This is a genomic window from Sphaerochaeta pleomorpha str. Grapes, from assembly GCF_000236685.1.
Lineage (GTDB): Bacteria > Spirochaetota > Spirochaetia > Sphaerochaetales > Sphaerochaetaceae > Sphaerochaeta > Sphaerochaeta pleomorpha.
This window is the reverse complement of the sequence record NC_016633.1, coordinates 1-20,226: the sequence shown is the minus strand read 5'-3', so window position 1 is coordinate 20,226 and position 20,226 is coordinate 1. Positions and strand designations below refer to the sequence as shown.

Genomic DNA, 20,226 nt, shown 5'->3' with positions numbered 1-20,226 from the left:
CCTTAGCAACAGAAGCTTTACACTGTCAACGCTTGTCGCGCTCATAAGGAATTCCCAAAGCAGTAGGGTCTTGGTTCCTTCCGATGGAAAACAAAAGGACAATGACCGTCACCACATACGGAAGCATCGAAAAAGCCTGGGAAGGAATACTCGTTCCCATCGTCTGCAACCTGATCTGCAGAGCCTCGGCAGAACCTATGACCAAAGCTGCACCTATCACCCCGAGAGGATTCCTTCTGCCAAGAATAACCGTCACCAAGGCAATATACCCCTTGCCTGCCGTAAGGTTTTCCATAAAAAACCCCAGCTTCACCATGGAAAGATAGGTCCCGCCCAGACCTCCGAGAATCCCATTGGCAAAACAGGCAAGGTACCTCACCTTGTTCACACTGATACCTGCAGTGTCTGCAGCCCTTGGGTTTTCTCCCACCGCATGGAGAATCACCCCCCACTCAGTCTTGTAGAAAAGAATCCCTATGGCAAGCACCAGGAAAAGCAGGAGATAGACAAAAGGATCTTGGTTGAACAAAGACTCCCCGAGTAGGGGTAACCGGGACAACAAAGGAATTTTTACCGTCGGTATAACCGTAATCGAAGGCAGGGTGGTAGTCTGCCCGAACTTCATTAAAAATAGAAAACTGGTCAGGCCCAAAAGGAGGAAATTCAAGGCAAGCCCGGCAATCGTCTGATTCGCTTTGCAGCGTATGCTCAAAAAAGCATGGAGCATACTGGCCCCTACTCCCCCGAGCATACCAAAGAGCAAACCAAGCAGGACACTCCCTGTTGAAAACATGCCCAGGAAGCTGAAGAAAGCGCCGCTCAACATTATCGCCTCGACTCCGATGTTGATAACTCCACTCTTCTCGCTTATCGTTTCCCCGAGACCGGCGAGGGCTATCGGGGTTGCCATCCTGATCGTAGCAGCCAAAAAAGCAGTACTGGTTGCAAGCAGCGTAATATCCATACCCTAGGCCTCCCTTGCGGTTGCGAACAATTGTTTGCGAGCCAGAATCAAGACTACGACCAACCCCATGATTATAGAGGCTATGGAAGTGGGGACCCCTGCACTTCGCTGCATGGACATCGACCCCACCTGCAACGCAGAGATTCCCAAAGCTGATACCACAATCCAAAGCGGATGATTCTGCCCAAGCAGAGCTACAATGATTGCCAGATACCCATAGCTTGGACTGATGCCCTCTATAAGGCGGTGATGAAGGCCACTCACCTCACAAACACCTGCAATGCCGGCAAGACCACCGCTTAACAGCGACGAAAGGGCAACATTCTTGAAAACCGAAATACCTGCACACCGGCAAGCACGGCCATTGAGTCCAACGGCCCGCATGCTAAAACCCATCCAAGTCTTGAATAACAAAATGTAGAGAAGTACTGCAAAAGCCAGAGCAATCAAAAAACCTGCATGCACCCTGTTAGGGGGAAACAATTGGGCCAGGACAGTGGCCTTTGGCAGAACAGGAGACATCGGGTAAGGATAGGAAGCATCCTTGAGCACCGTCCTGACCAAGATCCCTACCAGGTTTATGGCAATGTAATTAAACATAATCGTATTGATTACTTCTGAAATCCCAAATTTGGCCTTAAGCAAACCGGGGACAAAAGACCAAAGAGCACCGGCTAAAAACCCAAGAAGCAAAGCAAGGGGAATCATCAGGTAAGCTGGTAGGTTTGGTGCAAACATTCCCAAGGCAGTAACTGCAATGGCACCCATATACAATTGCCCCTCAGCACCGATATTGATGAACCCAGTCCTGAAGGCGATGCCCACGCCAAGGCCTGCAAGGATAAGCGGCGTGGCTCGGACCAATACTTCACTCAAACCATATGCAGAACCTGCAATTCCTTTGAGAAAACTATGCAACGATTTCTGTACACTGCTACCCACCGAGAGGATAAGGAGAGCTGAAACTACCAGGACAATCGTTATGATAACAAGATATGAGACAAACGTCTTGGTCTTTCCCTTCATGCATCCATCCCTTTTCCGGCCATCAGCAGGCCAATTTTCGTCAGATCAATCCTATCGTTTGGCAGGCAGTCCATAATCTTGCCACCATGCATAACGGCAATCTCATCACTGAGCAATACTATTTCATCCAGATCCGAGGAGACCAACAGGATTGAACACCCTTCTTTACGCAATCTGAGCAACATATTATGGACAGTTTCAGACGATCCGATATCCAGTCCACGGGTAGGCTGGCAAGCTACTACCAAAGAAGGGTTTCCTGCCATTTCCCTTGCCAAAATCAGTTTCTGTTGGTTTCCCCCTGAGAGATAACGGAGGGGACATTCGAGCGAAGAAGTTTTGATTGCGTGTTCTGCAACAGCCTGTTCGGTACGTTTTCGAAGGAGCAGGCGATTCACAAAGCCATGGGTAACGATTCCTTCTTCCCCGAAGAGCTTGAGAAGCATATTGTCCTGCAAGTCCATATCGAGGATCAAACCGTCTTTGTGCCGGTCATCGGAAATATATCCGATTCCTTTGCGTTTCCGCTGTTCGACCGAGAGATGATCCAAACATTCCCCACAGAGGGACACCGTCCCTCCTTGGTGCATGCGAATCCCCACAATGATCTCTGCCAGCTCCTTTTGGCCATTGCCGTCAACCCCTGCTATGCCAAGGATTGAGCCTGGGGGAACCTGTAAAGACAGGGGCCCCAGCTTGGCCTTGGAAAGGAAAACCCCAGACAGGACAAGGCCGTTACCCCTATTCTGTTTGGAAATCATTTCTCTTTTTGAACCTTGGAGTTTCCGGCCTATCATCAGACGGGAAAGCTCTTCGGCATTGGTCTCTTTGGTTTGGACGGTTCCTGCATTGCGTCCGTTCTGCAAGACGGTTATCGAGTCGGTTATGGAAAGGACCTCTGGAATGTGGTGGGTAATGATAATGACTGAGTGCCCGTCTTCGCGGAGTCTGCGCAAAACAGTAAAGAAACTCTCGGTTTCCTGGGGAGTCAACACAGCGGTAGGTTCATCAAGAATGAGAAGTTTGGCATCTCTGTAGAGCAGTTTTATGATTTCCACCCGTTGCTGCTCACCTACGGACAGTTGTCCGACAATAGCTTTTGGATCTACATCCAGCCCGTACCGACAAGACAAGGAGGCAATCTGCTCATCCAGGACTTTCCGGTTGGGAAATGGGTGGCCTGGGCTTTTCAACCCAAGGGTAATATTCTCTGATACTGTCAACGTCGGAACAAGCGTAAAATGCTGGTGGACCATCCCGATATGACTCTTGATTGCATCTTTAGGGGAGGAAAAGGTTATTGGTTTTCCTTCCATCTCAATGGTGCCACTGTCACGGGTATATATCCCATAGAGGATATTCATCAACGTAGTTTTACCTGCCCCGTTTTCGCCAAGCAGGGCATGGATTTCATTGTATCCAACCTCAAGGTTGACATGCTCGTTAGCCATCTTACCAAAGAAGGATTTATCTATGTCGCGCATGCTCAACAATGCCATGGAAACTCCTTTGTGTGTGCGAGGGGAGAAAAATACCGGTGCATGCAGTGTAAGAACTTGCATGCACCTATTACAATAGCTAGCTTATTTGGTTCTGGTTTCGATCAAGGGAACAGAGAAACTTCCGTCGAGAATCCGTAAACGGGTATCACTGATCAACTGCTTGGTCGTAGCAGGAATTTTCGATTCAAAGGAGTTATATCCAGAGATATCGACTACCCCGTCCTTCATCCCAAGATTGAATACACCACCCACATACGTTTTTGTGCTCACCTTTTCTACAGCAGACAGAACCAAGGCAGGTACACTGTAGATAGTTGAAGCCATCACAGTGTTCGGTGCAATTGAATTCTGGTCATAGCTGTCGCCTGTTGCAAGCAAACCCCGTTCCTCGGCTGCCTTGATAACCCCTGTGCCTGCCTGGTTGGCAATGTGGCTCAAAACGTCAGCTCCCTGGTCGGCCATGGAAAGTGCAGCTTCCTTACCCAAAGAGACATCGGTAAAGCTACTGATGTAGACTTCCAGAACCTTGACAGAAGGATTAACAGCTTTGGCACCCAACTTATAGGCTTCCACAACCTTTACTATCGAGGGCTGTTCAAAACCACCAACCATACCGATTATACCGGTCTTGGACATCGAGGCACTGAGCATTCCCATCAGGTAGCCTGCTTGTTCACAAGCCATTACATAGCTGGCGGCATTATCTGAAAACACATTCGATTCGATTGCCATAAACTTGGTCTTGGGGAAATTTGCTGAAACGCGGACTGCAGGGTCGCCGAACTGGAAACCATGACCGATAACCAAATCATACCCCTGTGAGGCATAATCGGTAAAAGCAGCTTCGCCATCGGCAATGCCAACGTTTTCCGAATAAGCAGTCTCGATTTTGTATGCTTCCTCTGCGGCCTTGAGGCCTGCGAAAGCCACTGCATTCCAGCCTTGGTCATTTGCAGGGCCACTGAGCAACAGAGCCACCTTCAAAGCACTGTTTTCATCTTTCTTTTCTGTACTACCACCGGCAAACAGACCGGTGCACGCTACAACCAGAATCAGGAACATTACCAAAGCAGTTTTCTTCATCTCAGGTCTCCTCATATCATCAATGGGTTATTCGCCCCAAAGGAATGCAAAAATCAATGTTGCATGGATGGAAATACAGAAGGAAATTCAGAGCGTAACACACGATTACATACTGCTTCTGCTTCCTCTGCTAGTTTTCCTTCGTCGATCCCTGTCAGATGTCCCTCACTGTAGACAACCTTCCCGTTGACCATAGTCAAATAGACAGGCCCCGTCACCCCGGTTCTTGCCAACAATGTTTTGGGATCATGCAGGGTCCCCGCCATTTCCAAAGGAAGGGTGTCGACCATAAACAGGTCGGCGCCCATCCCTACCTGCAAGGACCCAATGTCAGTACGCCCAAGGGTCTTTGCCCCGTTTATTGTCGCTATTTTAAGCATATCGTAGGGAGATGGGCTGCCTCCCCTGCTTTTACTGTTATAGGCTTGCATCAGATAGGCCATTCGTAAGGAATCCAACAAGTTTGAACTGTCATTGGTTGCAGATCCGTCACACCCAAGTGATATATTCATGCCCTCTCTCTGCATCGAGGGAATATCGAGGATGGGAAAACCACCGAGTACAGCTGGGGCGGGACAATGGGAAAGACCGGTTTTGGTCTGTGCCATTACCTTGTACTCCTCCCTGTTCAATTCCCAGCCATGGGCCAGCCATACATCTTCACCGACAAATCCAATTTTCTGGGCCCATTGGAGGGTTCTCATACCCCACCTTGCTTCCATAATGGGATTCTCCCCTTCCCCCAAGTGAGTATGGAGACGGACTTTTTTGTCCCGGGCCAACGCCACCGACTCGATAAATGTCTCAGGGTAACTGTTTATGGGTTGGCAGGGAGCGACTACAATCTGACTCATACTGAAGGGGTTTGAATCATGGTAAAGACCGATGAGCCGATTGCAGTCGTCTAAAAACTCTTTGGTAGTCTCCAGCATCTTGTCTGGAATCGTACTTCCCTCGCTTTTCGGCAAGGTGTTGCAACCTCTGCCGGCATGATAGCGGATCCCTAGCAGGGAGGAAGCTTCCATTTGCCTGTCTACAGCTGATTTTCCCGTTTTCTGGGTATAGCAGTACTGGTGGTCAAAGGCACAGGTACACCCATGCTTGAGCAGATCTGCCATGGCAACAAGCGATGAATAGTAAATAACCTCACTGTCTATTTCCTGGAAAATCGGATATATCTTGTCCAACCAGTCAACCACCAGCATATTCGGGTAATCGATTGTCATTAGGTTGCGTACAAACGTCTGGAAAAAATGATGATGGGTATTAACCAATCCAGGGTAGACATATTTGCCTTTTGCATCGATCAAAGTACATCCGGTTGTGTCCAGATTCTTTCCGATTGCTATGATACAAGGTCCTTCAATGAGAATATCTGAATCGTAATACACCGTATCGGTTTCATTACAGGTTACAATAGCCTTGGCGTTGGTTATAAGCGTTTTCGATGGCATCCGTTTCCGTCCTTCCATGCATGTTGCGGTAACGGTAAACCTTATAGCTACTAGAGAGTCAAGAAAAATAAATAAGGACTATTTATAGGTATTTTCAACAATATTGATATTCTTATCTCGTTTTTGTAAAGTTTATGTCAAAAGATGGGCTACCCTTACAGATATCCCATCTTCACCCTATACGTTCAATAAAGAACTTCTTATTGTTTTTCCTCGACGTCGACCACTTTTCCCCTATCTTCAGTGGATGCGTTCACTGCAGGCTGCAGCTCACTTACCTGCCTTTTTTCACGTACCTTGTATTCCGGTTTTGCATGCACATGCATAAACAGATACAGACCCAAGGCTAGAAGGATTACCCCGGTATTTAGCAACGTACAGCCCAAGACCATGAGCATCAAAGAAAGAGAGGCTGATCCTGCATAGGCCATTGGCATAGGGGAAGAAAACCGCATGTTTACCATAAAGCCATACGCATTTTGATGGACAACGCCAACGGGGGAAGACGAAAGGAAACTTCCTATGATGAGGCCAAGGCCACACAGCACCAGAATTGTGGAGAAGACAAGGACTACGATTGCACCTTTTTTCATGGAATGACTCCTTTGATTCAATTGATACTTTATACAGTGCCAAAGAAAAGTGGAGAATGAGAGAAAACAGTATGAAGATTCCGTGTCACCCCCCTGTAGTAATTTGAACCTACCGTGAAAGCAGAATTTGCTTTGCTCTTTCCAATCTGGAAAAACACGAATTTGCTGGTATTTATCGGGCATTTATCGGACATTTACCGAAAATTTCTCCTTGTGAAAAGCTTGCAAATACCCCATGATTGCCAGAAGTGATACCGTGTCGCAATTTTACCAGGGGGGTAATTTTTCCATGAACTATAACCGTACAATCCATGCCTGTTATGAAGGGAATCTCGTCGGTGCCCTTGCCTGCAACCTCACCCCTTTGCTCTTTGTTACCCTGATGACAGACTATGGCCTGACTTTCGAGATGGCCGGTAGGCTTACCCTTATCAATTTCTTTACCCAGATAGTCACCGACCTGGCCTTCAGCCGTCCTGTGGACAAATACGGGCCCCGACGCTTTGTCGTGGCAGGCCACTTCATTGCTGCAATCGGACTGGCACTGTTTGCCTTGTCCCCTCGCCTTTTCCCGTCTTCGCCCTATGTCGGTTTTGTCATTGCTACCATAATCTTTAGTTGTGCCAGCGGTCTTATGGAACTGTTGCTCTCCCCCATCATCCAGGCAATCCCTGGACCGGAAAAAGCTAAGGCTATGGCTCTTTTGCACAGCTTCTATGCCTGGGGATTCATCCTTGTCGTAGTGCTTACCACCTTCTTGCTCACTGTACTTCAGTGGCAGTGGGTCATGCTACTCTGGACCATTGTTCCCTTGGCAGGTGGCATCAATTTCTGTTTTGTCCCCTTGGCCCCGATGGTAGCCGAACACGAAAGGACCAAAGGAAAAGAATTGCTCGCTTCACCTCTGTTCTTCCTTCTGGTTCTGGGAATTCTCGCTGGCGGGGCTGCTGAGGTTTCCATGAGTCAGTGGACCAGTGCCTTTACCGAGCAAGCCCTCCATTTGCCAAAGGCAACAGGCGACCTTATCGGACTTTGCCTGTTTGCAGCTTGCCTTGGCACAGGCAGGGCTCTCTTCGGCCACTTTGGTTCAAAATGGAACGTAAGGCGCCTCATGACCATTGGCTCGTCGCTGGCTGTGGTCTGTTATCTGGTCGCCGCCCTTTCCCCTATCCCGTTGGTCTCCCTTTTTGCCTGTTCGGCCTGCGGGTTTGCCACAAGTCTGCTCTGGCCTGGTTCAATCGTATTGTCAACCAGGGTCTTTCCCCTCGCAGGAGCCGGAATGTTTGCCCTTTTGGCCGCGGCTGGGGATACAGGTGCTGCAATTGGCCCCTACCTGATAGGCCTGGTTGCAGACCATGCCCCGGTTATGCAGCTTAAAGCCGGGCTCATCGCCGGTTCTCTATTCCCCTTTATCCTCATATTCCTGCTATTAGGACAAAAACGTATGGAAAAAAACGAATTAAGCAGTTAGTATATGCAAAAACCCAGTTCTCTTGGGAGAAAAACCTTGTTATCTGATAGTACCTTTGTTGAACAGTTAATCCATTACGATAGTGGTCTCACTTTGCTTTCGCGTAAGAATGCTCCCAGGATTATCGCCTTCCTGTATCATGTCTTCAAAGAACAGAACCGTACCAGTATCGAACAATCACACCTGCAGCAATTGCTCTCTGGCTTTCTCCAGGTCACCGAGGATTTCGCAGAAGAAGATGAACTGGAAACCCTTGAAACCTCGATTATCGAATTGGATTACAGTGACAAGGCAAGGAATCTCATCCTGGCCTGGAGTAATGAAAAAAACGGTTTTCTGTTGCGTTACTATGATGCAGCAGCCATTGAAACCATCGAACTGTCAGCAGGTCTCGAAAGGATTTTCCGGTTTCTCGAGGAAGTTGTAGACTCCAAACGACTGTTTGTAGGAACCGAGTCACGTTTCTCCCAGATCATGGACGGGTTTCGCGAACTCGATATAAACACCATTGACAACCCACGGGCCAAAATTGACGAATTGGAGAAACAGAAAGACCAACTGCAGAGACAGATAGATGAAATCAAACGGACAGGAACAGCGACCACCTTCAATGAACAGAAAGTTTCCGAACGCCTCTACAATTTGCAGCGAACGGCAAGGGCACTCCTTTCCGACTTCAGGCAACTGAAAGACAACAATCATGCAATCTTCTCGGAACTCTGCCACAAGCAGATCCAGTCCACCGAAAGCAGGGGAGAACTACTGGCCTTCACCCTGGAGAAAAGCGAAGAACTGGAAACCTCACCCCAAGGCCAGAGTTTCACTTCTTTTTGGAACTACCTCTGTTCCAACCCTGAGGATAATTCCATCAGGGCAAAAGCAGACGCCCTGAAAGCCCGGTTGGGAAACCAGCTATTCGACTATCCGTTCTTTGCCCATCTGGAAGACACCCTCATCGATGCGGGACGTGAGATCTTGGAAGAGAACCGTTTGCTTTCCGATCGTCTTAAGCGTGCGATTACCCGATACAACTCCAAGGAATACCGCCTGATAAAGGAAACCCTCGATTCCATCAAAATCCTGGCAATAGGAAATCCTCCCTACAAGACAGAGAACTTATCACAAATTGATGGCTCGGCAGATATATTTTCATCCCTGCAACGATACCCTGTCTTACCAGAAACCCAGTCTACGGTCAAAAAAACCACCTACGAAGAGGAGAGGGCACCGGCTGATATCGATATCCAATCTTTGTTTGACGAAGCTAGGATCGATGAAAACCAATTGCTTGAAAACCTGGAATTTGACCGAAAACATACACGGCAATTAACGTTAGGAACTGTTTTACTCAGGCACCCAGTCAAAGAAGGACTTGCAGAAATCGTATCCTATCTCTCCTTGTTAGCCAAACAGGATTGGGCTGAGTTTGATGATACAAGAAAAGAAACAGTAACATATACCAATGCGATAGACGGGGCTCCTGTCACGCTTACCATACCAAAGGTGGAAATCAATGGAATTGACAACTGAATGGGGCAATCTCTGCACACGGCTTTTGCTCGCACCTCTCTTTCGGGAAGAAAATCCCGATCATTTCGAAAGCCTTGTCATCTGGCAGCAGCAAGTCAATGCATATTTTGCCGTCATAGGCCTTACCCTCCAGCTGAACATTGACGATGGCTATGCATTTCTGGTGGAAAACGAGGATGAGGAGGGCAATGTCATCGGAGACGGACTGAGATTGCTCAGAAAATTCCCCCTTACCTATGAACAGTCCCTGCTGTTAGTCATATTGCGTGACGAACTCGACAAATTCGAAATGAGCAGAAGCACAAGCCGGGCACTCATCCTCCATGAGGGACAGATTGCAGATTTGATGGAATCCTACTATCCGAACAGCCAGGATAAAGTGAAATATGCAGATATGGTAGCATCCCTGCTCGCAAGCCTGACCCAAATGGAATTTATCAAATGCATTCACCGACCGACATCCGACAACCTTTCCTCTCCGAATGACCGGGAATATGAAATACGTACCATTATCCGGGCAAAGGTTACCTCGGCCTTCCTCTCTGCCTTTAAAAACCGTCTGGAAAACCTCAAGGGGGAAGACAATGCTTGAAAGTGAACTTGATTTGGGTCTCCAACATAGTGGATACCGCCTCTCGCATTTCCAGATCTATAACTGGGGAACTTTCTCCGACCATGTCGTAACGCTGGATTTCCAAGGGGAGAACACTCTGCTCACCGGAGCAAACGGCAGTGGCAAGACCACCTTGGTCGATGCCTTGCTTACCCTTCTCGTCCCCAGGGAATACAGGACCTACAACCTATCCAGCGGCCAGGACGGAAAAGACGGAAGAACCGAGGAAAGCTACGTTCTCGGGGCCTATTCGACGACAAAAGGCGAAAGCGACTATGCCGCGAACAAAGAATACCTCAGGGACAAGAACTGCCATAGCATATTGCTGGGTCAATTTGATAATGACAATGCAGAATTCCCCCTGACGTTGATGCAGATTCGCTATTTTACCTTGAACGGAACAATGCAGAAACTCTTCGTCATCTGCGAGGGAAGCCTGAGTTTACAGGACATGGCCGAACGTAACGTTGCCTTCGATGCCACCCCCGGATGGAAAAAGCGCATGACCGCGGCATTTACTTCCACCTGCAAACTCTATTTCTTCGACACTTTCAAAGCCTATAGCATTGAATTTGCTACCCGCTTTGGGTTCCGTGACCGGGAAAAAGCACTCAGGATTTTCTCCCAGACCGTTGGGATGAAAGACCTTTCCAACCTCAATGAGTTCATCCGCACCCGTATGCTTGTCGAGATGGACATGATCGGGGAATTCAACAGCACACTGGCCAATTTCGAAACCCTGATGGGGACCAAGAAGCTGATCGAGAAAGAAGAGGAACAGATTCGCCAGCTCAAGGCAATTGAAACGGAGGCACAGGACTTCCTTCATCTCGACACCAAGCTGGCATCACTCGGAATCGAGAAGCATACCCTACCTTTCTGGGAAGGGTTGCGTGCAGATCAATTCCTGCAGAAAGAAATCGTCAGGCTCGAAAATCAGAAAGATCTGGTAGCAGACAGGCTTTCAGAGAATAAAAGGGAATCGGAAGCGATCAGGGAAACTATCGAGGAAGTGCATCGTACACTCTCCAGCGACAAACGGGTGGAGCGGGAAGAAGAACTGAAAAGACAGCGTGAATGGCTTACCAGCAAACTCGCTCTCGCCAGAGCGAACAGGAACAACTACAAGACAGTTGTTGACATGCTTCACCTTCCCCTTAGTGAAAATTCGGCAGACTTTACGGAGAACCGTTTTCAATCCGACCATCTTCTGGAAAAGATTACCAACAAACTGATGAACATTGAGGACGACCAGACCGACCAAGTGCAACAACTGGGGGCATGTAACCGGGAACGGGAAAATGTCCAGAGTCAACTCGATGCCATCGGAAACAGGGAGTCCAACATCCCGTTGGAATACTTGCTCTGCCGGGAACAACTCTGCAAAGATCTCCAGCTGAAAGAAAGCGACGTCCCCTTTCTCGGGGAGTTGGTTCAGCTCAGGCAAGATTGCCTTTCGTTTGAAACCGGGGCGAACGCAGCACTGCATACACTAGCCCTTACCCTTCTCGTACAACCCTACCAGGAACAGATAATCGCCACCTATCTTTGGAATAACGCATTGGAGTTGCATCTCGATGTAATGGTTATCGAAGGAACCAAAGCCCTACCGGTCGATGAGGACGAAAAGCATCAGCTCAAACTCGTCGATGATGAAGAGCAGGTGTTCTTTGAGGATACCAATGCCCCAAACCGGCTTGATTTGATGCTTGAAGTCAAACCGAGTTGTACCTTTGCACCCTTTATCAAGGATTTGCTTGGCAGGGAAGTGCCCTATTATTCCTGTGACAACCTCTCCCATGTACTGGAAAGCCCGGCTTCCTTCAGTGAACGCGGACTATTTCATAAGGAAACGCTCCTTTGTAAGGGCGCTACAAAAAAAGGGGAAGAGTTGCACATCCTCGGATGGGATGTCAGCGAAAAGAGAGAACGCATTCGGTCACGACTGGTGCAATTGGATGACCTCAAAAAAGAAACTGAATCTGTGCTGGAGGATTTGAGAAAACAAAAGAAACACCTTGAGGCACAGAAAGCCGCTATCTTGCGCCTCCAGGAATTTAAGGAATTCAGTGAAATCGACACCGCATCGGTGGAAACCCAGATAGACGTACTCGATAATCAACTCTTTGCCCTGAGAAGCGAAATGGACGACCTCAGTTCTCTCAAACAGCAACTGAGGCAATCAGAGGTAGCCAGGGACCGGCTCGTATCGGAACAAGAAGAACTCTATAGAAGCCAGGGAGCGAACCAACAGGAACGCAAAGACGCCGAACGGGAAAAAAAGACCTATGCCGACCAACTTGCCAATTTGGACCTTGCCCAATATATGGACCAGATCGAGAAGATTTCCGCTCGCTATAAGCTGCCTGCCACCTTTGAGAGCTTGATACAGATCAAGAAAACACGAAACGAGCTATTGGCAAAACTCGATTCCCAGATTGAGGAAATCTCGGCAAAACGGGATCAATCAAAGAAAAAGACCGAGAACCTGATGGACCATTTTGTCCGTCCCAATGCAAAAATGACACAAACCTATCCGACCTGGATTGGAGACGTCTCGGACCTCAGGCCCGATATTGAGGCTTTGGACATGTTCTTGGCCATGCTGGATAAACTTGAGCGTGAAGACCTCCCCAAATACAAGGAACGGTTTGCAAACTTGCGTTCTCGTCAGATGAAGAGCGATATCATCAATTTCAATACAGCCCTGCGTCAATGGGAACGGCATATCAAGGAAAATATTGTCGAACTGAATGACAGTCTCTCTTCAATCATCTACCAGATTCACCCTGAGACAAAGATCAAGCTCACTGCAGAGCGGGTTAAGGATAGCCAGATACGACAATTCAATTCGATGCTCAGTGCGGCCATACCTGATGCAGGAAGCAGAATCCAAGGAAATGAGAAAGCAGAGGAAATCGCCAACCAACACTTCTTTGAGGCAGTCAAAACCCTTTTGGAAACATTGAAAACAGATGACCAGTTCTGTAAAAAAGTATTGGATGTCCGTCGCTGGTTTGTCTTTGCCGTAGAGGAATATGATTCCAAGACAGAAAAACAGGTCCGTTATTACCAGGACAGCGCCGGAATCTCAGGCGGTCAGAAAGCTAAGCTCGCCTACACCATCTTGGCAGCGGCAATTGCCCATCAGTTCGATGTCTTTGACATTTCCAATGTCTCACGTTCCTTCCGGTTTGTGATAGTCGATGAGGCCTTCAGCAAGAGCGATGACGAGAATTCCCGATATGCCATGGATTTATTCAAGAAAATGGACCTCCAGTTGATGGTAGTAACCCCCAAGGACAAGGTCAATCTGGTGGAGCCCTATATCAACAGCGTGCAGATAACCGTGTGCAACGATGGATGCCATTCCTTTGTGCACAGCCTCACCAAGGAAAAACTGAGGGAACAATTAGGGAGATAAGCATGATCAGCCCAGCGGAAATCAAAACGAAGGTCGAAAACAAGAAGAACGAATATCTGAAGGCAAAGATTTTGGGAACCCCTTTCTTTCCCCTCTCGCTTCGTGCAGACAAAGGTTCGATCCATGACGATTTCCAAACGCGTGAGAGTGCCCTGGCAACGCTTTTTGCCCAGAGCAAGGCAAAGAAAGGCAAAGGCTATATCGTCGAGACGGAAACAAAAGAATCCCGGACCATGGGCAGGCAAACCGCCGTTTCGAATCTCTTAGTTGAAACAGAGGATGATTTTCTGTACCTTCTGGGAGCTGAAAACAAAGGATCCCTTTTCTCTGCTAACGTGGCGATGCTGAAGGCAACATTTCCTGAGGAGGAATTCATCCCTTGGCTGCTGGCAAAGAAGTCGGAGGTATTCTCCCGTTGGGAAGGAACCGATGGTCAATGGTTTTGCCAGATTACCCGTTTTCTGGTTGACAATCCAAACTGCGGCCTCTTTGCGCGGGAATTACCCGCCGAAGCCCCGACAAAGTTTTTGGAAACGAACCTTGCACTGGTAAAAAGCCTGGTGGGCTCCCTTCGACCCCTTGTCGAAGGCGATGACGACCTCACCCGCCTTGGGCTCAGGAAAAAGGAGTCATTGGTAAAAATCCGGTCAAACAGGCCTTTTGCGGTGAACCTGGGGAGTTCATCCTGCGGGCAGACCTCGACCATTATACTCACACCGGAATCCCTACGTTCCTTCAACCTTGCCGCCAAACGTATCTTTATCGTCGAAAACGAGACTATGTTTTTCACTTTCCCCCTGGAGGCTGAAGACCTGTGTCTTTATGTAGGAGGCTATGCCCTCCTTGCCTGCAAGGGTAGCTTACTATTCCAGACTGTCGGGATATATTATTTCGGGGACCTTGATGAACACGGGTTTGCCATACTGGACAAATTCAGGACACTCTATCCCCAAACGAAATCGTTCTGCATGGACATAAAGACCCTGGAAGATCACTGCGCCTACCTGCTCAAGGGAAAATCCTATCCAGGGGAATACCGCAACCTTACACCAGAAGAAAAAGAAGCCCTGCATCGGGTACAGGGCCCTGAAGGGCCACTTTTGCTTGAACAAGAGAGAATTTCCCTTGGTTATCTTAAAAACAGACTCCAGAACCTGACAAACGGGTAAGAGAGCAAATCCCAAAACGTATAGGGAGTGTTGAGGGCAAGAAGCAGATGCCTCAGCACAAAGACAAGGACAATTGCTGCCAAAAGCGAGAAACCAACGGAGAGCATTGTTTTCGCAAGTGCTTTGCGTTGCATCCCCACCATTGTTTCAAGTGAAGGAATACCCTCCAGCACCTTGATTTCGGCTTTCATTGTTTCCAAGGGTACGATAAAAGGATACCTCACCCTCAGATATTCACTGATAGTCCCGTTAATCGATCGTTTTTTTCGCCAAACCCTGAAAATCTGCAGCATCGTCGGAAGCGCCTTGAAAAAGGAATAGAGCGAGCGGAGCATCGTAAACAAGATGCACAGGGAGGCAAGCAACAAAGGAAGGTCGCCTTCCAGGGAAAGCAAAAGGAGAGCAACCAGAAATATGCCAAGGTTTATGGCACAATTTACGATAGTTTTACGTTCTTGTTTCTTCAATAGGCTTTCCATCTTGGATGAGGCGGCAGCAAAAGCCTTGGCATAAGCTTGGGTAATTTGCTCCCCTACCTTGGCAGGAAGGGCTTTCGAGGCAACCTTCACCCCGATTTTGGCAAGGCCTGCCAGCTTTTTCCAGATAAAACCAATGACTGCGGCATCGTCGAGCAAACCTGCCACCGGTATGGCATCGGGAACCACATCAAGCGGGAGAATCAAGTAGAGCAACCCCCCGATGATAAGCACACGAAGTGAATTTGGGGTTTCCTCGCTCATGAATGAGCTGTACAAGTCCTGGACTTTGTCCCATATCTTTGCTATAGGACCTCTATTCATATCTGGTAGCCTGCTATCCAGCTTCTGTAGGTCTTTCTCGTCTGCCTCGGTTCCGAGGCGTTTGGCAAGCTTGATTGCTTTCTGTTCGTTCCTGTCTTTCATTTGGGTCATATGACATGGTATAATTGCCTACCAGTCAAGTCAACTTAAAAAAACGAGACGGGTTTACCTCTTCAAACAAAAGGAAGTATCAAACGATAAAGGAGGTGGTATTGAGGATTGAAAACAAGCTCAACCAAGTGTACACCCCCAGCCATATTCCAAGGCAAATTGTTAATTCCTATGCGTTTATTTTATCAAGCGGGGACAGACCCCATGCAGCTTATGCTTGCAATTTCCCCTTAGAAAATTCCCTTGGAATCTATAAAAAACCTACTCAGGAATTCCTTGATTATATCTTTTTATTATATAATTTTATTTATTTTTTTTACAATCGTATTTTTTTTAATTCAAAAGTCTTGACAGTAGTACCTAAATATTCGATAGTCGCAATTAATCGCAAAGGTTCCGACAGGGAGGATTCCCACGGAAATTCTATGCCTGAAACGAGTGGAGGGAATGGAAAAGATTGAAAGGTGTTGAAGTGACAGTCGGCCAAGTCTCCCGTGCCTATGGGGATTTCAAGGCACTCGATGACGTGAGCGTCCAGATTAAAAAAGGCGAATTCTTTTCGCTTCTTGGACCCTCAGGATGTGGTAAAACCACATTGTTACGGATTATTGCAGGGTTTGATTACCCGGATAATGGAACAGTAGAGTTCGACGGGAAAAACATCCTTCCCTTGGCACCAGATAAGCGGCAGTCAAATACCGTTTTCCAAACGTATGCCTTGTTCCCCCATCTTACCGTCTATGAAAACATCGCTTTTCCCCTTCGTCTGAAGCATGTTGATAAAAACGAAATAGACCGGAAGGTCAAAGAGTATGTCCATCTGGTCCAGTTGGATGACCATATCCATAAAAAACCATCGATGCTCAGCGGCGGACAGAAACAGCGTGTCGCCATAGCCCGTGCCCTTATCAATGAACCAAGGGTTCTCTTACTCGATGAGCCGCTTTCCGCCCTGGATGCAAAACTCAGGCAAAACCTTCTTGTGGAATTGGATGAACTCCATGACAAAGTCGGTATTACCTTCATCTATGTCACCCATGACCAGAGTGAAGCCCTTTCCGTCTCTGACAGGATAGCTGTCATGAACAAAGGAAAGGTTCTGCAGATCGGAACCCCCTATGAAATCTATGAGGCCCCTGCAACCAGATTCGTCGCTCAGTTCATCGGGGAATCTAACAGTTTTCCCTGTACGGTCCTGTCCTGCGAGCCTTTCAATAGCGAATATATGCTCAAAGTCGATGTTCCTGCCCTTGGGGGTATTGTCTCGGTAACTGATTATGACAGTCAGCCTATCGGAGCAAAAATCGATTTCACCGTAAGACCTGAAAAGATCAGGATTACCGCTGAGGCGCCAAAGGCAACGAATAAAGAATTGAACATCTATTGCGGCATGGTTGACGAACCTGTTTATTCCGGTTTCCAATCCAAGTTCTATGTACGGCTGGATAATGAAAAACATAGTATTATCAAGGTCTTCAAGCAACATACAGCCTTCCTTGATGAAGGACCTGAAATCAGCTGGAGAGACAAAGTCTTTGTCAGCTGGACCGCCGCAGACGGATATCTGGTAAAGGTAGTCGATAGATGAAGAAGTTTCGCAAACCAAGGGAAAGGGAAAAGATGCTGGGAACGGTGTATGCATTCCCTATGGGTCTGTGGTTCACCTTCTTCTTTACCGTTCCTTTGGGTATAATCATTCTGTACAGTTTCCTCAAAAGAGGTCTCTATGGCGGGGTGGAATGGAAATTCACCCTTGATGCATATCGGCAGATGTTTAATCCGAGTTTCGGGAAGGTTGTTTTCAGAACCTTATGGATCAGTGTATTCTCAACCTTCGCCTGCATCCTGATTGCGATTCCCTGTGGATATGCAATGGCAAAAAGCAAGCATCAGACCATGTTGCTCTTTTTGATCATTATCCCGTTCTGGACTAACTCGCTCATCAGGATATATGCCTGGATTTCCATCCTTTCCACAGAAGGGTTCATCAACACACTCCTGATGAAAATGGGCATAATAGACCAAGGGATGCATATGATCTACAACAATGGCGCTGTCATACTTGTTTTGATCTACATGTACCTGCCCTTCGCCATCCTTCCTCTCTTTACCACGATTGACAAGTTCGACTTCTCCCTGCTCGAGGCTGCCCGAGACTTAGGGGCGACAAAGCTCGGTGCAATAACCAAGGTTATGTTTCCCAATATCAAGAGCGGACTGAGCACCTCATTCATTTTTACCTTCATCCCTATCTTCGGGGCCTATACCGTTCCGCTTCTTGTAGGCGGTAAGGAATCGACTATGATCGGCAATATCATCGTCGACCAGGTATCGAAGACACGCAACTGGCCGCTAGCCTCTGCTTTCTCCATGGTGCTCACCATGATTTCCCTTATCGGCGTTTTCTGGATGCTGTACAACGGGAAACGGGAACAGGCTCAGAAAAGCTCAGGGGTAAAAAAGAATACGCAAGAGTCTTTGGAACAAAGCATTCGCCGCCATCACTTGCCAAAGGGGACGAAATGAACTACCAAAAACATACGAAAAGTTCCCGATTTTCCTTTTCCTATATGATGCTGGGCATAGTCATCATCTTTCTTTTCATACCATTGTTTGTGGTCGTGGCCTACTCCTTTAACAGTACAAAAGGAATGGAATGGGACCATGCTTCGCTGATTTGGTACGAGAAACTGATATTTGACAGTCCCTCGCTCTGGGCGGCCTTCAGAAACAGTCTGATCATTGCCTTGACCAGCAGTATCTCCGCTACGGTTTTGGGAACGCTTGCCTCGATCGGTATCAAGTGGTATCGGTTCCATGGTAAATCCTATATCACTACAATCAGTTATCTCCCGATGGTATTGCCTGAGGTAATCATCGGTATCTCGATGTTGATTTTCTTTTCGGCTGTAAAGATACGCTTGGGCATGTTCACCATATTCGTGGCCCATACGACATTCAACCTGCCCTTTGTCTTCATGATGGTCTCAGCAAGGCTCGATGAGTTTGATTTCTCAACCATCGAGGCGGCGCGCGATCTGGGGGCGAACGAATCACAGACCTTGAGGAAAGTCATCATACCGAGCATCCTTCCCGCGGTGCTTTCGGGATTCTTAATGTGTATTACCATGTCCCTGGAGGACTTTGTCATTACCTTCTTTGTATCCGGACCTGGTTCGGGTACCCTTCCGCTCTATGTGTATTCAATGATCCGCTATGGGGTTTCGCCGGTTATCAACGCATTGTCGTTTGTGATGATTCTGGGTACCATGGTGATTGCTTTCACCTTCAGGCGTTTTCTTAAGACTGTGGCTGCAAGCAGCTAATATTTGGAGGCAGATATATTCAGGAGGTGTTCTATGTACGGATTTACGAGAAGGCTAATCCTTTCTTTTGTAATACTCTTTACGCTATTTTTAACCGGCTGCAAGAGAAACAGTTCTGAGAATGGAAAGCTTTACCTGTACAACTGGACATACTACACCCCTGATTCTGTCGTTGAACAATTCGAAAAAGAAACCGGCATTGACGTAATCATTGATAATTTTGCTTCCAATGAAGAGATGTTTGCCAAAGTCATGGCAGGCGGAAACGAAGGCTATGACATCATCTTCCCTTCCTCTGATTACACCTCTATCATGATCAAGCTCGGGATGCTTGAAAAGATCGACCACGCAAAAGTACCCAATATCAGGTATGTGAACCCCCTTATCAAGGAAAAGGCAACCTACGACAGGGATTTCAATTATTCGGTTCCCTATTTCATGGGTTCCAGCGGGATTGCGGTTAATAAAGCCTATGCACCCTCCAACTATAGTCGCACCTGGGCAATTTTTGGTGACAAACGCATGGAAGGCAGGATGTCAATGCTTGACGATATGCGTGAGGTCATGGGCGGCGCGCTCAAACACCTTGGCTATAGTGGCAACAGCACCGATGGGGAAGAACTGCAACAGGCTGTTGATTTGATCGTCAACGAATGGAAACCAAACATAGTAAAATTTGACTCTGAATCCTTTGCAAAATCCTTTGCACGCGGGGAATTCTGGGTTTCCCAGTGTTACAGTGAGAATATATTCTCAGAAATCCCCAAGGACAAATGGGATGATATCGATTTCTTCATCCCGAGCGAAGGAGGGATGATGTATATCGATAATATGGTCATTCCCAAGGGATCCAAACATATTGACGCTGCCCTCAAATTCATTAATTTTATGCATACCCCTGCAATCTATGCCCAGTTTTTAGATGAATTCGGGTTCCCTCCGACTACCAATACGGAGGCTGCAAAGTACATGGAAAATACCCGTTACGCCTTCACTGCTGAGGATATGAAGAACTCAGATATCAACATTGATTTAGGTGAAGATTTGGAAAAATTCAATTCACTTTGGCAAATTGTCCGCTACCAACCCTAAAATTTGCGTATATTTATGCAATAAATTTACATTGTTTTAATTTATTCCCTTGCCAACTCGATTTGGAA

At 47.5% G+C, this 20,226-nt stretch carries 17 protein-coding genes; 10 read left to right on the top strand and 7 right to left on the bottom strand.

The genetic code is table 11. The features are described 5' to 3' along the window. Positions 1–25: 25 nt before the first annotated feature. From SPIGRAPES_RS00085 to SPIGRAPES_RS00060, 6 genes are all read right to left on the bottom strand, one after another. Complete coding sequence (locus SPIGRAPES_RS00085) at positions 26–964, bottom strand: ABC transporter permease (RefSeq protein WP_014268734.1); 939 nt, start codon at positions 962–964, stop codon at positions 26–28. A gap of 3 nt (positions 965–967) precedes the next feature. Further along, on the bottom strand, positions 968–1,990 hold the full coding sequence (locus SPIGRAPES_RS00080) for an ABC transporter permease (RefSeq protein WP_014268733.1): 1,023 nt from the start codon (positions 1,988–1,990) through the stop codon (positions 968–970). Next, positions 1,987–3,489: an ABC transporter ATP-binding protein gene (locus tag SPIGRAPES_RS00075; RefSeq protein ID WP_014268732.1), complete on the bottom strand. Its 1,503-nt coding sequence runs from the start codon at positions 3,487–3,489 to the stop codon at positions 1,987–1,989. The genes SPIGRAPES_RS00080 and SPIGRAPES_RS00075 overlap by 4 nt, the downstream gene beginning before the upstream one ends. An 84-nt stretch (positions 3,490–3,573) precedes the next feature. Further along, entirely contained in the window at positions 3,574–4,575 is a 1,002-nt protein-coding gene (locus tag SPIGRAPES_RS00070) for a BMP family protein (RefSeq protein ID WP_014268731.1), read from the bottom strand. A 53-nt stretch (positions 4,576–4,628) separates the two neighbouring features. Then, positions 4,629–6,029, bottom strand: a complete 1,401-nt coding sequence (locus SPIGRAPES_RS00065) for an amidohydrolase family protein (RefSeq protein ID WP_014268730.1) — start codon at positions 6,027–6,029, stop codon at positions 4,629–4,631. Between the two features lie 200 nt (positions 6,030–6,229). Continuing rightward, positions 6,230–6,622 carry a hypothetical protein gene (locus tag SPIGRAPES_RS00060; protein WP_014268729.1) on the bottom strand — a complete coding sequence of 131 codons (393 nt, stop codon included), beginning with the start codon at positions 6,620–6,622 and terminating at the stop codon, positions 6,230–6,232. A 289-nt stretch (positions 6,623–6,911) separates the two neighbouring features. Between SPIGRAPES_RS00060 and SPIGRAPES_RS00055 the strand changes: the two genes are divergently transcribed. Genes SPIGRAPES_RS00055 through SPIGRAPES_RS00035 form a run of 5 tightly spaced genes read left to right on the top strand, consistent with a single transcriptional unit; the run spans position 6,912 to position 14,829 of the window. Further along, positions 6,912–8,093, top strand: a complete 1,182-nt coding sequence (locus SPIGRAPES_RS00055; RefSeq protein WP_014268728.1) for an MFS transporter — start codon at positions 6,912–6,914, stop codon at positions 8,091–8,093. A 3-nt stretch (positions 8,094–8,096) separates the two neighbouring features. Next, positions 8,097–9,623: a DUF3375 family protein gene (locus SPIGRAPES_RS00050; RefSeq protein WP_014268727.1), complete on the top strand. Its 1,527-nt coding sequence runs from the start codon at positions 8,097–8,099 to the stop codon at positions 9,621–9,623. Continuing rightward, complete coding sequence (locus SPIGRAPES_RS00045) at positions 9,607–10,215, top strand: DUF4194 domain-containing protein (protein ID WP_014268726.1); 609 nt, start codon at positions 9,607–9,609, stop codon at positions 10,213–10,215. Before SPIGRAPES_RS00050 ends, SPIGRAPES_RS00045 begins: the two co-directional genes overlap by 17 nt. After that, complete coding sequence (locus tag SPIGRAPES_RS00040) at positions 10,208–13,660, top strand: ATP-binding protein (protein ID WP_014268725.1); 3,453 nt, start codon at positions 10,208–10,210, stop codon at positions 13,658–13,660. Before SPIGRAPES_RS00045 ends, SPIGRAPES_RS00040 begins: the two co-directional genes overlap by 8 nt. 2 nt (positions 13,661–13,662) lie before the next feature. Next, on the top strand, positions 13,663–14,829 hold the full coding sequence (locus SPIGRAPES_RS00035; protein WP_014268724.1) for a DUF3322 domain-containing protein: 1,167 nt from the start codon (positions 13,663–13,665) through the stop codon (positions 14,827–14,829). On the opposite strand, the gene SPIGRAPES_RS16345 is transcribed toward SPIGRAPES_RS00035, so the two are convergent. After that, on the bottom strand, positions 14,790–15,740 hold the full coding sequence (locus tag SPIGRAPES_RS16345; protein ID WP_014268723.1) for a YkvA family protein: 951 nt from the start codon (positions 15,738–15,740) through the stop codon (positions 14,790–14,792). The genes SPIGRAPES_RS00035 and SPIGRAPES_RS16345 overlap by 40 nt on opposite strands. 101 nt (positions 15,741–15,841) lie before the next feature. Between SPIGRAPES_RS16345 and SPIGRAPES_RS00025 the strand changes: the two genes are divergently transcribed. Genes SPIGRAPES_RS00025 through SPIGRAPES_RS00005 form a run of 5 tightly spaced genes read left to right on the top strand, consistent with a single transcriptional unit; the run spans position 15,842 to position 20,158 of the window. After that, positions 15,842–16,201: a hypothetical protein gene (locus tag SPIGRAPES_RS00025; protein WP_014268722.1), complete on the top strand. Its 360-nt coding sequence runs from the start codon at positions 15,842–15,844 to the stop codon at positions 16,199–16,201. Continuing rightward, the gene (locus SPIGRAPES_RS00020) at positions 16,198–17,328 is read left to right on the top strand and encodes an ABC transporter ATP-binding protein (protein WP_014268721.1); all 1,131 of its coding nucleotides are present in this window, start codon (positions 16,198–16,200) and stop codon (positions 17,326–17,328) included. Before SPIGRAPES_RS00025 ends, SPIGRAPES_RS00020 begins: the two co-directional genes overlap by 4 nt. Continuing rightward, a complete protein-coding gene (locus tag SPIGRAPES_RS00015) occupies positions 17,325–18,266 on the top strand; it encodes an ABC transporter permease (protein ID WP_014268720.1) in 942 nt (313 codons plus the stop codon). The genes SPIGRAPES_RS00020 and SPIGRAPES_RS00015 overlap by 4 nt, the downstream gene beginning before the upstream one ends. Further along, positions 18,263–19,066, top strand: coding sequence for an ABC transporter permease (locus tag SPIGRAPES_RS00010; protein WP_014268719.1), 804 nt, complete (start codon positions 18,263–18,265; stop codon positions 19,064–19,066). Before SPIGRAPES_RS00015 ends, SPIGRAPES_RS00010 begins: the two co-directional genes overlap by 4 nt. A 33-nt stretch (positions 19,067–19,099) precedes the next feature. Continuing rightward, positions 19,100–20,158, top strand: a complete 1,059-nt coding sequence (locus SPIGRAPES_RS00005; RefSeq protein WP_014268718.1) for an extracellular solute-binding protein — start codon at positions 19,100–19,102, stop codon at positions 20,156–20,158. The last annotated feature ends 68 nt before the right edge of the window (positions 20,159–20,226 follow it).

Excerpts from the sequence above, each read along its gene's own strand:
- SPIGRAPES_RS00085 (WP_014268734.1), bottom strand. The coding sequence starts at position 964 with ATGGATATTACGCTGCTTGCAACCAGTACTGCTTTTTTGGCTGCTACG.
- SPIGRAPES_RS00080 (WP_014268733.1), bottom strand. The coding sequence starts at position 1,990 with ATGAAGGGAAAGACCAAGACGTTTGTCTCATATCTTGTTATCATAACG.
- SPIGRAPES_RS00075 (WP_014268732.1), bottom strand. The coding sequence starts at position 3,489 with ATGGCATTGTTGAGCATGCGCGACATAGATAAATCCTTCTTTGGTAAG.
- SPIGRAPES_RS00070 (WP_014268731.1), bottom strand. The coding sequence starts at position 4,575 with ATGAAGAAAACTGCTTTGGTAATGTTCCTGATTCTGGTTGTAGCGTGC.
- SPIGRAPES_RS00065 (WP_014268730.1), bottom strand. The coding sequence starts at position 6,029 with ATGCCATCGAAAACGCTTATAACCAACGCCAAGGCTATTGTAACCTGT.
- SPIGRAPES_RS00060 (WP_014268729.1), bottom strand. The coding sequence starts at position 6,622 with ATGAAAAAAGGTGCAATCGTAGTCCTTGTCTTCTCCACAATTCTGGTG.
- SPIGRAPES_RS00055 (WP_014268728.1), top strand. The coding sequence starts at position 6,912 with ATGAACTATAACCGTACAATCCATGCCTGTTATGAAGGGAATCTCGTC.
- SPIGRAPES_RS00050 (WP_014268727.1), top strand. The coding sequence starts at position 8,097 with ATGCAAAAACCCAGTTCTCTTGGGAGAAAAACCTTGTTATCTGATAGT.
- SPIGRAPES_RS00045 (WP_014268726.1), top strand. The coding sequence starts at position 9,607 with ATGGAATTGACAACTGAATGGGGCAATCTCTGCACACGGCTTTTGCTC.
- SPIGRAPES_RS00040 (WP_014268725.1), top strand. The coding sequence starts at position 10,208 with ATGCTTGAAAGTGAACTTGATTTGGGTCTCCAACATAGTGGATACCGC.
- SPIGRAPES_RS00035 (WP_014268724.1), top strand. The coding sequence starts at position 13,663 with ATGATCAGCCCAGCGGAAATCAAAACGAAGGTCGAAAACAAGAAGAAC.
- SPIGRAPES_RS16345 (WP_014268723.1), bottom strand. The coding sequence starts at position 15,740 with ATGACCCAAATGAAAGACAGGAACGAACAGAAAGCAATCAAGCTTGCC.
- SPIGRAPES_RS00015 (WP_014268720.1), top strand. The coding sequence starts at position 17,325 with ATGAAGAAGTTTCGCAAACCAAGGGAAAGGGAAAAGATGCTGGGAACG.
- SPIGRAPES_RS00010 (WP_014268719.1), top strand. The coding sequence starts at position 18,263 with ATGAACTACCAAAAACATACGAAAAGTTCCCGATTTTCCTTTTCCTAT.
- SPIGRAPES_RS00005 (WP_014268718.1), top strand. The coding sequence starts at position 19,100 with ATGTACGGATTTACGAGAAGGCTAATCCTTTCTTTTGTAATACTCTTT.